The organism is Paenibacillus sp. JT22N1 (assembly GCF_059692155.1).
Map to the genome: position 1 here is coordinate 1 of NZ_JCAUAW010000011.1, position 12,500 is coordinate 12,500.

Here is a 12,500-nt window from a genome sequence, read left to right on the forward strand (position 1 = left end):
CGTTAGGGTACGAGACACCCCATCGATTTGAGCAGCTCTACTATGAAAACTTAGCTTCTTAATGCAACGGTTGTTCCATAAAAGTGTGTCTATTTTATTGACAGAAGTACAGATGGCGTGGTTAAGCGGAACGACGTTCCTCTATTTCGCGAAAATACGGCTAAATGCCACCATTTTGAAGAAATAAGGTACTGACGTTCCGCAAGTCATCGTAACCAAGCGTTAGGATAGGTTTCCAAGTAAGTACAAACTGGCGAAAATAACCAATCGGCTCATATACACAATCTGCCTCAAAAAAAGCATCCGGACCTTCTCTCTGAGAAGGAACCGGATGCTTTTTTTTGATCATGTGATGTTATCCGTTGTCAAACCTTAACCCATATCTCCAACTTCATTCTCTCTGTTATCGTTCGCTGCATCGTCGTTCACGCCATCAACATTCTCTTTATCTTCGATCTTCTCTTTGTGAGTATTGAACACCTTGATCTTAATCTCCGATTGTTTGCCACGATAAGAGGCAGTAATGGTTGCGGATCCAGGCTTCACAGCAGTGATAGTGCCGTCTGCAGCAATGGATGCAACTTTATCGAGCGAAGTGATGAATGTAGCGACTTGAGTGATGTTCGCCATTGTGCCATCTGAGTAAGTAGCTTTGAGCGGTGCTATGAAGGTCTCACCTTTCACAAGACTGTGTTTATTCTCATCAAAGGAAAGACTTACCAACTCAACGACAGTAACGACTGATTTGGCTGTTTTTCCTTCATATACAGCGGTGATTTCCGCAGTTCCAGCCTTCAGCGCGGTAACCGTTCCGTCTGCGGCAACGGCTGCTACCTCAGGATTGCTGGAGCTGAACACAGCACCACTTATTACGGCTCTCGTTTCGTCCGAGTAGACAGCGGTCGCAACAGTTGCATGCATGTCGCCTGCCACTAGTCGGTAGGCGGCAGAATCAAGCTCAATGCCTGTGATGACGGGAGCCGTACGCGTTATGGTTACGGTTTTTTCATTCGTTTTGCGGCCGTCTACGTAAACGGAGATTTTTACTGGATTAGCACCAACTTCGAGTGAGACCATACCGCTAAAGTCTCCGTTGCTAGCCAGCGCAGCCGGAACGCCGTTCAAACGAACATCAGCCGTACCCGGCCCAAGCACTTCGACATTGCCTTTGATCTCGAGATTCTTCAGCGGTATGCTGGTGTTTGCATAGGCAAGGTGACCGCGCAGCACGGCCGATCTGACAGCATCGCCCACCTTGTACGTTCTGGCGACCAGCTGCCGTCTCGTCCGAACGCCTGAAGCATCTAGAGCAGAGATGACGAAGCCACCTTGCGGAATGATGCTGTTATTAGGTGACATATTCGTCCAGTTCCAGCTAAGCGCCTGTTGTTGGTTAACGACCTTAGTGACTTTACCGGTACTATCAACGATCGCTTCGACACCGAACGTGCTTGTAGCCGTAGTTTGACCGAAAGTATCCGTATAGACATTAAGATTATTCTCATTCCGGCTCACATTGTACAAATCGCCTTCAAGGAACGATTCCTGATTGCCAGGAACACTTGAGCCTACTTGATAATCCTTGACGTACTCCACGTTCTGGAGCGACGCTTTCACGACCGACCAGTTAACTTGTGAATAGTCAAAGAGCATCAGACCATTCGATTGCGACAAGCCAGCCTGGAAAACCGACCGCTGCAGCGGGGGATCCTGAATGTTCGCCAGCGCGATACTAGCGTACATCGGAACTTCACCGTTCGTTACAATATTGCCCAGGGTGATGTGATGCTCGATTTCCTTTTGCGTTGTTTGATACGTGCCGATCATTAGAAAATCAATGTTGCCCGTATAGCCGGTTTGCGCGTAAGAGTCTGTGTAAAGGCTGTCGGCCGGGAATTGCAGACGACTATCATATTTGAAGTTCGGGCTGCCCCAGTGAACACCGTTCAGGTAGTAAGAATCAAACCAGGAGCCGACATAGGCGGAAGAGTAGATTTTATGGCCTTTCAGTGCTGTGTAGCGATCGGTGAGCGACCGGACTTCATCCGTAAATGTCTTGATCGTTTGCGAGCGGAACTCCCACCAATCGTTGATGAGCGGTCCGAATTGCCGGACATTGTTTACGTAAGTGAAAACGTCGGCCGGCCAGTTTGTTAACTGTTTACCGCGAACGGCGAGAAACGCCTCGAACTTCGAGCGGGTTAACGGGCTGAAGTCGGCAGTTTCATTGTCATAGCGGGTCCGGTCAAGCACAACGCCGTCAACATCGTAGTTTTTGATGACTTCTTCCATGTTTTTCAGCTCGAAGGCTCTTACGTCATCATTAGCCGGGTTAACGAAAGCAACGAGGGATTTGCCCGTTTTGTAATAGTTGCTTTCACGCAGCCGCAAAATCTGACCGCCATCCTCGGGACGGTAAACATGCTCTTCCCAGTCGAGATGCTGGTTCAGCAGTCCATACTCGTTGTGCGCAGGTGAGCCTTCAGCAAAGACATTGAACGCTGCATGGATTTTGATGCCGAGCTGATGCCCGTACCTGATGAACTCCTCCAGCATGTCAAGGTTCGGATTCGCTCCTGCACGGGTCGGCGCAGTCATCTGGGAGATATGCGGACGACCGGTTAGGTCGTTCTTCTTGTAGTTGGCGAAGCCTTCTACACCTTTAACATCTAATGCTATGGCCGTGACACCGGCGTCTTTTGCCTTGGTCAGCATATCGTGAACATTTTCAGGTGTTTGCAGCTTGAAAATATTCGTTCCTTGGTCGACCCATAGGACGACTTCCTTCGCGGTGCCGGTTTGTTTTTTATAAAACACGACAAGCGTCTTGCGGTCATTTTCCGTCCCGTTCTTGATGGCGATTACGTCAAGATAATTGACACCCTCCGTGAGACCAACCTCGATCTGAAAGGTTCCGTTCGCTTGCAAAGCAACCGAGGATTGGTTTACACGAATCGAATAGGGGATACCTTGCTCAAGGTTTTCCAACTTGCCGGAGACCACTGTTTTCGGCTCGGTTACCGTAAACCATTCATCGTTGTTCAGCTTAAGCCGAGCTTTGAGGCCTTGTCCTGTCATTAATTCAGAGACAGGGATGACTTCACCGTTTTTGCGCAGCTTGATTTTGTCACCGACCTTGAAATTTTTCGCGAGATATTGCTTGTAGGTTTTGTTCGCCCAACTGTCGTCATTCGATACTAGGATGTAACCGCCTTGAGGGATGACTAGGTCAGTAGGCCCTGTCCAGACAGGCACTCCGCCGTTCACGGAAGGGTTTACCACCCGAGTGACCTGGTTAGCTCCATCGACGACAACGCCGACGGAAGTTTTTCCAACTGTAATTTGAGGTGCATACTCCGTTGTGTATAAAGCTACATAATCGGTGATGCCGCTTACATCCTTATCAACAGCATTAATTTGCTTGCGAGGACCTTCAATATCAATGGTAATGTCGACTGGAGCAGCTTCTACTTCAATGTAATCGGCGGCGGTCGGAGCAGCGGCAGTGGTAGCGGAGCCAGAGACGGTTTCCGCAGCAACCGCGGTCGTGGACCAAAGGGAAACGATCATTGCGAGCAATAGGGTCATAGACAACCATTTCGACTTATTCAACGGGTTTCACTATCCTTCCATTCATTTGATAGGGCTAGTTGTGAACCTGTGCTATTTGAGTTTTGTCGTAAACTGTTTATTTAGAAGTTTATCTCTTCGCCTTTTTCACTAGATTCATAGATACCGCAAAGAATTTTCATCATTTCAACACCGTCTTGTACAGGAGAAATGGTTTCTTTTTTTCCTTGGCATACTTCAATGAAATAATTGATTTCATCCTGAAACCCGGCAACAAAATCAAAAGACAAGTTGTTGATCTGCGGCGTGAGGTTCAAGATGGTATCGTGCTTCTCCGTGACGATGGATAGCTGAGGCTCTAGTTCGGCGCCGCCTTTGTCGCCATACAGCTTCACGGTAAGCTCGTCTTCCTTCGCATGAAGTGTGAAGCTTACGTCAACGAGGATGGAGGCGCCATTCTCAAAACGGATCAGCGCATTCGCCATATCCTCTACGGAATTATGGGAAGCGTCATAGTCAGACGCCTTGTAAAAGGCAAGGTTTTTCACGTTAGCGCGGTTGCCAAGTCTTTTGTAGGTATTGCCGGAGACTGACTTCACCTTCGGTCGGCCCATCAAGTACCAGCAAAGGTCGATAACGTGGACACCTACATCAATCAGCGGACCGCCGCCTGAACGCTCAACATCTGAAAACCAGCCGCCCGGATTACCGAGACGACGAATGCACGAAGCTTTAGCGTAGTAAATTTCACCGAGTTCATCGTTTTCTAGAAACGATTTGATGATACGTGTATTAGAAGCATATCTGCGAACGAAGCCGACCTGAAGCGTTTTACCGGAGCGGTGTACTGCTTCCTCCACGGCTAACGCTTCGCCCACCGTCTTGCAGAGTGGTTTTTCGGTAAGCACGTTTTTGCCCGCATCCAATGCGGCGATGGAGATTGGCGCATGGCTATTGTTCCACGTACAGATGCTGACGGCATCGACTTCTGGATCGGCAAGTAATTCCTTGTAGTCCGTGTATATACGAGTTATGCCGTATTTTTCTGCTTTAGCTTTAGCGCGTTCTTCATTCAGGTCGCAGATAGCGTAAAGCTCAGCGTCTGGATTATTTTGGTATGATTTTAAATGCATTTCGGAAATGGATCCGGCTCCGATGACCGCTATACGTACTTTACTCATTTGAAACACTCCTCGTCTCTAGAATGATTATTTTTATACCGAATGAATCGTTGGCCAAGCCAGCTCAATCCCATAGCTTACAAGCATATTTTGGAAGTCTCTAAGCTCAGACTCCATGCTACGCACCTCGCGGGGCAGGAGTTTACGGTCGATACAGCGGCTTGCCAGAAATCCAGCAGCCTCGCCGATGTTCCATTCGACCGGATGGAGTCGGTAGCAGCCGTTTGTGATGTGCGTGACGCCAAGATTTTTACATGCTGGCAGCAGGTTGTTCATGCGGACAGGAATCAGACTGCCCAGCGGAATTTGGAACGGCAGGGAGGAGACATCGATATAATGGCGATTTCCCGTGCTCGGATGCAGGTCAATTCGGTAACAGCCGATGCCGACAGAATCGGCGAATTGCTCTGCTTTACCATCGGGGCGGCAGGCTGTGCTCACATGCTGCTCCAGTACGGTAAACTCGGCTTTGATCCTGCGTGACTCCCGCATGTACGGAGACATGGCCAGTCCGTCATCGGTGCCTACGATGTCTCTTCGCAGACGAAGTCCCGGGTAGCCGAAACCCCCGTCCGGCCGAGGCGCTTCCGTTTGCAGCCAGTAAAGCAAAGAAAGGCTAAGCTGCTTCGCATCCCACAGGTTCTGCTCTCTTTCCTCATCACTCACGTCGATGACCGAACCAAGCCAATAGTCATTCTGCGGCCAGTTGACCAGTGTAATGCTTCCGGGATAAAAGCCTTTCTTGAAGTTACTGCTGTCGATGATTCGCCGATAGTAGAAAAGAGAGTACTTTTCCGTCCCCTCAAAAAGTTCATAAGTGACATGCTCTAGCGTATGAGGTCGGACGCCGGACCAGCTTAGCAGCCGATCTGGCCAAAAATCGGCTTTATACTGCCGCCAGAAATCATAGCGCTCTGGACGTTCGATGGTGTGGTCTTCGCCTTCGATGTAGTCCATCGCAAAGCAGTATGTAAAGCCCTGCATGTCCTGCGGAAGAGCCTCGCCTTCAACAGCATGTGGTTCCCCGGTTTGGCTCTTGGACTCCGCTCCAGTCACATATTCCGCCCCGGCAAGTGGCAGAACATCTCCACATTCCGTTGCGTCAAGGAAGTAGGCGGCGGATAGCTCCACGAGTTCCCCGGTCAGCAAATTCCGTACTGTTACTGTTCGTACGTCATCTCCGTCCACGGAAGCCGATTCGGCGCGATGGCGGGTAAGAATTTGCAGCCTCCCGCTGTGAATATAAGGAGCCAGCATTTCCTGTAGAACTGCCAATGCTGCGCGTGGCTCATGGCACAATCGCGAAACGCCACCGTTCCCGGGATTAAGATGAATGCGGGACCTTGCCTCTTCGGTAAGGGGAAAATGGCGCCGGTAATAATCACGCACCCCATCTCGGAACTGCCGGTACGTGCGGGTGCAGCCGAACTGTTCAATCCAGGGGTGCTCATCTGGCGGAACAGCCTGACTCGTTAATTGTCCACCAATCCAGTCGGTTTCCTCGGTCATGATCACCGTTTTGCCCGATTTGGCAGCGGCAAGCGCGGCTGCGCAGCCGCCGGTTCCTCCGCCAATCACGACGATATCGGCATGAAATTCTTGAATGTTGTGGTTGCTGTTCTTGTGTGGCAACGGAAATATTCCCTCCTTTTTCCTCCTCGCCTGTAGGATTCCACAGGCTATCCTCATTGTAATACAGCGCGAACGAAGCCACAGCGGAGGACCATGACTTCTTTTGGTACTTTAATAACCATTGGCTATGAAAAAAAGGGATTGCTGGATCGGAGTCGAAAATGGATAACAAAGCCCTACAATGTGTGTGGATTTTAAGGAGTAAGTGGAGGAGGAACTTATGATGCCAAATCAACAAAAACCTGTTAACGCCGTGCAGTTGGATGCAAACATGCGAATTCAGCAATCCGGCGACAATCATGTTAATTGGTATTCACCGCTAGAGAAACCATTCCATATTGCGGGTTTCGGCTGGCTGCATGAAGAAAGACTTTACCGCCGGCTACCGTCAAAACCAGATTGGAAACTTCCAGAGGCGGTAGACCAATTGGCCAACTGTACCGCTGGCGGTCAAATCCGTTTCGAGACGGATACCACTTCCTTGACCGTTAAAGTAAAACTGACAGGGAAAGCCAATATGTATCATATGACGGCTACAGGGCAGTGCGGGTTTGACTGCTACATTGGAGGCCCGGGAGAGCAGTTATATTACGGTACGACCGTTTATGATCACACGCTGGCCGAATACGAAGCTGTTATTTTTAAGGATATGGCCCGGGAGAGTCGGATTATTACGCTGAATTTCCCACTCTACCAAGGTATAGAGGAAGTTTGGATCGGTTTGGATCGGGAAGCGCAGATCGCCCCGCCACCGGCTTATGAAAATAGCGGTAAGATCATAGTCTATGGAACCTCAATCACGCAAGGTGGCTGTGCAGCCCGTCCGGGTATGGCTTATACGAATATCATGTCACGCCGCATCAATAGGGAGTTTCTCAACCTGGGCTTTTCCGGCAACGGTAAAGGAGAACCTGAGCTCGCTCATATCCTTTCTGATATCCGGGACCCTGCATGCCTGATACTGGATTATGAGGCGAACTGTGTTTCTACTGAACTGCTTCAGGTAACACTGCCCGAGTTCATATCGATCTATCGAGATAAACACACATTGACGCCGATCCTTGTGATCTCGCGTATTACCCATGCCAAGGAAAAATTTCAGGCACAGATGGCGCAGGATCGAACGGACCGCAAACAAATCCAAATCCGGACCGTAGAGCAGCAACGCGAACTGGGCGACGCCAATATCTATTTTTGTGACGGCTCTAAACTGCTGGGTGAGGATGCTCACGAATGTACGGTAGACGGTTCGCATCCGACCGACCTTGGCTTTTTGCGTATGGCAGATGGACTGACGCCAGTCCTGCAGAAGATTTTGGCCGATTGAATGCCTATTTCATTATGCCTGAAGGGGTGGTTGAGTAATGAAAAGAAAAAGATCGGCCATTCTAGCCTTGCTCACGTGCTTCGCTACCGCCGGATGCAGCTTTCCGGAATGGTTAATGAACCAAGATAAAGTTTCGGAAGCTGTACAGGAACCGGTCATACGAATCGTCGTGAACAGCCTAGGCATGAACTTTCCAGAAGGTATGGATGAGAATAACAACCCCTACCTGAACTATATCGAGAAAAATATCGGTGTACAGGTGAATGTGACACTACCGCCGCTGAATGGATATGATGAAAAGTTAAATGTCATTATGACATCTGGGGAGCCTCCGGACCTGCTAAACACGAGCAATCCCTCTTGGTTTATCAATTTCGTGAATCAAAAGGCGCTCACGCCTTTGAATGATTATATTGAGAAGTATGGGGCGAACCTGAAAGCCAAAATCCCAAAAGAAGCTTGGGACAACGTAACTGTCGATGGCCATATATACGCAATACCCAGTCTAAATGAAGTGAAGGGAACTGAAATTGTTTACGCCCGAAAAGACTGGTTGGACAAGCTCGGCCTGCAGCCTCCTCGAACCATCGAAGAGTTTACAGCGGTGATGAAGGCTTTCGCCGAAGGAGATCCGGATGGAAATGGAAGGAAGGATACCTTTGGCCTCTCGATCCTAGAGCGTCTAAGGAGAACGTCGCCATTTCTCGGCGCCTTCGGTGTACAAATGAACGCCTGGTACGAGCGGGACGGTAAGTTGGTTTACTCCGGTATCCTCCCAGAAATGAAAGAAGCACTCATTTACCTTCGCAGCCTGTACGACCAGAATATTCTAGACCCGGAATTCCCGCTCAATAAAATCGACGTACTTGGCGAAAAAATTGCGACCGGCAGGGTCGGCTTATATTCCGCGGCATGGTCTGACACACGCACCCACATTGCGGCTAACCGCAAAAACGATCCGAAAGCGGAATGGATCCCGCTTGATTTTCCGATCGGACCGAACGGTAAACACGGGGTCTACAGTACTTCAAACGTCCGTTCTTACAATGTTGTGCCCGTCAAGAGTCAAAACGCGGAAGCCGTTGTCAAATTTCTCGATTTTATCGCTGGCCCCGGTCAAACAAGCCTGAAGCTCGGTTTTGAAAATGAAATTTGGACACGAGTGAACGGAAAGCTTTCTATCCGGTTTGATGAGCACACGAAGCATGGCTATCGGGGCATCTATGGGTCGTTGGTTGATACGGCAGAACGGGACATAACTCGGGATCGGCTGGAGGGACTCGGCGAGCAGTTCCATCTATACGAAAACCTGCAGCGAATCGAAAGTAATCTGATGGAAGATCGGTTTAATGGACCCCCAACACCCGCAATGGGCAAGCATCACGTCAAGCTATCCAAGCTGCAAGAAGAGACATTTACGCGAATCATCGCGGGCATAAGCCCCATCGAGGAATTCGATGCCTTTGTGAAGAAATGGAAGGATGCTGGCGGCGATGAAATAACCGGAGAAGTGAACGAGTGGTGGCGAGAAACCGGCAAGTAGCCGGAAAGTGACAGGGCACGAATGGAGGGACCGCCAATATGTTAAAAGAAATCCTGCCCAAAGTGCGCAAAATACTGGTCGGTTATATTCAGATTCGGCTAACATGGTACTTTTTACTGATTCTGCTTCCACTCGCCGGCTTCAGTCTTTTTGCCATCTCAAAATCACAGACGATTTTAGAAATTCAAACAGGTGAGAGGACACAAGGGGCTCTGCATACGATGACGGATTACATCGACCTGACACTGCAGAACCTCGAACAGCTTTCTTCGCTGATCGCATTCGATATGAACATGAACACGACCCTTCAGTCCGTCGGGCAGGAGCCGGAAAAGCAGTCGTTCGTTCATTTTGCACAAGTGATGGACCAGATAACGAACATGACGACGGTCAATTTGATCGTGGACCAAATCTCCATCATCCATATGCCATCACGTACCGTCATTTCCACCAAACTTGGGGGGCGCAAGCTGCCCGAAGGAGCGGAGAAGCAGGAATGGTACCAGCGTTTAATGGAATCCAGTGGGGGCACGATTTTTTTTACGCCGAAGGAGGGTGAATCTTACTTTGATGCAGACAGCGTTCATCTGATCCGGACGATGGATCCTTATAACAGGACACTCATTAATCCGAATCTGCTTGTGCTTTCTGTCAAAAAAAGCGCCCTAATTGAGTTGGCGAAACCGCTTCTTCCTTCTAAAAATGCGAACATTTATCTGTTCGGTAGCGACGGAAGCTCGATCACTGGCACGGGTGCGAGTGTTCATCCCCAAGTCTGGGACACCGTAAATGAAGTTAGGACCATCCGTAAGTCGCAGCAAACCGGTACGGAAATGGTTACGATCAGCGTGAAGTCGAAGTTTTCCGGATGGTCGCTCATGATGGAGCAGCCCTTGGAGGAGCTTCGCAGCCATACCGACTCTCTAAAGGTGTTTAGTTATGGGATTTTGGCCGTGAGTTTGGTATTAGCGGTTTGGATTTCCTGGATCATCTATAGGGGGATTTCCGCCCCGCTGCGGAAGCTAGCTTATGGGATGAAACAGCTCCGTACAGGTAATTTCACCATCCAACTGGAAGATACGCGCGTGGACGAACTGGGATACGTTATCGAATCGTTCAACCGGATGGCTGAGAACCAGAAGACACTTATTCGTGACCATTATGAGAAGCAGCTTTTACTTTCCAAAATGGAGCTTAAGTTTTTGCAATCGCAAATCAACCCTCATTTTCTTTATAACACACTAGACTCCATCTATTGGACGGCCAAAAACTATGAAGCGGATGAAATCAGCGAAATGGTGCTTAATCTGTCGAAATTTTTCCGGTTAAGCCTGAACAAGGGAAACGAAACGTTTGCGGTCGGGGAGACCATCGAGCATTTGAAATATTACATTAAAGTCCAACAGCTGAGGTTCTTGGATCATTTTACGGTTCGGTACGACATCGCCGAGGAAAGCGCGCATTACCATGTATTGAAGCTCCTTTTACAGCCGCTTGTGGAAAATGCTGTGCTGCACGGTCTGGAAAAACAGAGTGGGGGCGGAGAACTCTTCATTTCCTCGTATTTGGAAGGTAATCGGCTTGTGCTTGAAGTGTGCGACAACGGGGTAGGGGTCAATAACGAAAGGCTCGCCTATATTTGCGGCAAACTAGAGGAAGCTTCTAAGCTAGCGGCAGATGGTATTTCGACAGACCTCAAGAAGGAAAAGGACCTGTTCGGACTGCGAAATGTGGTCACACGGATGATCATGTACTACGGCAAGGAATCGCAATTGCTCTTCGAGAGCGACGCTAAAAAGGGGACCCGGATCACGCTTCGCCTACCGCTGGAAAAATGTGTGTCGCCTTTAGAAGAGCAGGCGGGCTGAGAGTTTTCGAGAATTCGTTCAATTGATTTTCATTAATATGAAAACGGCCCATTCGCAGATGATGCGAACGGAGCCGTTTTTTTGCTGTATAGGAAATTATGCAAGATGCCGATCTGTGGATAAGTGTTGTTAAATGAACAAGAGAATCTTGAAAGATCACTTTCCTGGGTTTTGGCAGATGCATGTAGAAACCTATACTGGATCTGTTCGTAAAAAGCATTGAAAAAAAGGGTTCACAAAGCGATATGGGAGATACAAGAAAGGGTTTTACTTGAATGCGGATCAGAAGATTCCTCGGACTCAATGGGTGAGCATCGGCTCGAGGAACTCTCGCTGAAAGCGCGTTTTTCGCGCTTATGCAGTAAGGACGTTTAGCTGAGAAGTCGATTTCCGACTTCTCAGACACTGTCAACGAGCTTCGGCTCGAGGAACTCCCGCTGAAAGCGCGTTTTTCGCGCTTATTAGCTCGAGGCTGTACGATTAAGCGCGTTTTCCGCGCTTATGCAGTACGGACGTTCAGTTGAGAAGTCGATTTCCGGCTTCTCAGACACTGTCAACGAGCTTCGGCTCGAGGAACTCCCGCTGAAAGCGCGTATTTCGCGCTTATTTGTTCGAGGCAGCACAATTAAGCGCGTTTTCCGCGCTTATGCAGTACTGACGTTCAGCTGAGAAGTCGATTTCCGACCTCTCAGACACTGTCAACGAGCTTCGGCTCGAGGAACTTTCACTGAAAGCGCGTTTTTCGCGCTTAATAGCTCGAGGCTGTACGATTAAGCGCGTTTTCCGCGCTAATTTGCTCCTATTGTTCCACGGATAAAAATCAGTTGCTTTAACAAATATGTTAGCGTTGACGCGCAGTGAAAATTTGAAAGATTACACCGAACTTGTCTACTACCATACCGTAAGCAGGGCTAAAATGAGTTTCTTGCAGGGGCAAGCTCACTTGGCCATCTTGTCGTAACGATTCATATAGCTGCTCAGCTTGTTCTTTTTCAGAAGTGGTTATACAGATGGTAACTTGATTGCCAATGGGATGTGATTGACCCGGAAAAATGTCGGAAACCATAAGCTCTGTTTGGCCGACTTTTAGCACCGAATGAGCTATTCGATCTCTTGCATTGTCCGGTATTGATAATTCGGTGGAATCCGGACTCTCTCCAAATGTTTGGATAAAGACAACTTTAGCATCTAATGATTGTACATAAAAATCGATCGCTTCTTTGGCATTTCCGTCCAACATAATAAAAGGTGTTAATTGTAAAATCATGATCAAACAGCTCCCTTGGTTCAAATTTTAGATTTTTTTGAAAGATGTTCAGCAATTCTTGTGGGCTCAATGTCAATAATAACTTATAATAGTGACAGTTGTTGTCATAAAT

9 protein-coding genes are annotated in these 12,500 nt (G+C 48.7%); 4 read left to right on the forward strand and 5 right to left on the reverse strand.

The window, feature by feature from the left end:
• Positions 1 to 160 precede the first annotated feature (160 nt).
• The 4 genes from AC58UU_RS20760 to AC58UU_RS20775 form a co-directional block, all read right to left on the reverse strand.
• Positions 161 to 349, reverse strand: a complete 189-nt coding sequence (locus tag AC58UU_RS20760; protein WP_497318608.1) for a hypothetical protein — start codon at positions 347 to 349, stop codon at positions 161 to 163.
• 23 nt (positions 350 to 372) lie between these two features.
• Positions 373 to 3,588 (reverse strand): family 10 glycosylhydrolase, encoded by a 3,216-nt coding sequence (locus AC58UU_RS20765; RefSeq protein WP_497318609.1) that lies wholly within the window; start codon positions 3,586 to 3,588, stop codon positions 373 to 375.
• Between the two features lie 104 nt (positions 3,589 to 3,692).
• Entirely contained in the window at positions 3,693 to 4,751 is a 1,059-nt protein-coding gene (locus tag AC58UU_RS20770; protein ID WP_497318610.1) for a Gfo/Idh/MocA family protein, read from the reverse strand.
• 33 nt (positions 4,752 to 4,784) lie between these two features.
• Positions 4,785 to 6,356 carry an FAD-dependent oxidoreductase gene (locus AC58UU_RS20775; RefSeq protein ID WP_497318952.1) on the reverse strand — a complete coding sequence of 524 codons (1,572 nt, stop codon included), beginning with the start codon at positions 6,354 to 6,356 and terminating at the stop codon, positions 4,785 to 4,787.
• A 247-nt stretch (positions 6,357 to 6,603) separates the two neighbouring features.
• Here AC58UU_RS20775 and AC58UU_RS20780 point away from each other — a divergent pair, with 247 nt between their 5' ends.
• The 4 genes from AC58UU_RS20780 to AC58UU_RS20795 all read left to right on the forward strand — a co-directional run bounded on the left by AC58UU_RS20780 (position 6,604) and on the right by AC58UU_RS20795 (position 11,790).
• The gene (locus tag AC58UU_RS20780; protein WP_497318611.1) at positions 6,604 to 7,710 is read left to right on the forward strand and encodes an SGNH/GDSL hydrolase family protein; all 1,107 of its coding nucleotides are present in this window, start codon (positions 6,604 to 6,606) and stop codon (positions 7,708 to 7,710) included.
• Between the two features lie 37 nt (positions 7,711 to 7,747).
• Positions 7,748 to 9,253 carry an extracellular solute-binding protein gene (locus tag AC58UU_RS20785; RefSeq protein WP_497318612.1) on the forward strand — a complete coding sequence of 502 codons (1,506 nt, stop codon included), beginning with the start codon at positions 7,748 to 7,750 and terminating at the stop codon, positions 9,251 to 9,253.
• Positions 9,254 to 9,291: 38 nt separating this feature from the next.
• The gene (locus AC58UU_RS20790; protein ID WP_497318613.1) at positions 9,292 to 11,121 is read left to right on the forward strand and encodes a cache domain-containing sensor histidine kinase; all 1,830 of its coding nucleotides are present in this window, start codon (positions 9,292 to 9,294) and stop codon (positions 11,119 to 11,121) included.
• A 501-nt stretch (positions 11,122 to 11,622) separates the two neighbouring features.
• On the forward strand, positions 11,623 to 11,790 hold the full coding sequence (locus AC58UU_RS20795) for a hypothetical protein (RefSeq protein ID WP_497318614.1): 168 nt from the start codon (positions 11,623 to 11,625) through the stop codon (positions 11,788 to 11,790).
• Between the two features lie 172 nt (positions 11,791 to 11,962).
• Here AC58UU_RS20795 and AC58UU_RS20800 read toward each other — a convergent pair whose 3' ends face one another.
• The gene (locus AC58UU_RS20800) at positions 11,963 to 12,388 is read right to left on the reverse strand and encodes a VOC family protein (protein ID WP_497318615.1); all 426 of its coding nucleotides are present in this window, start codon (positions 12,386 to 12,388) and stop codon (positions 11,963 to 11,965) included.
• Positions 12,389 to 12,500 lie beyond the last annotated feature (112 nt).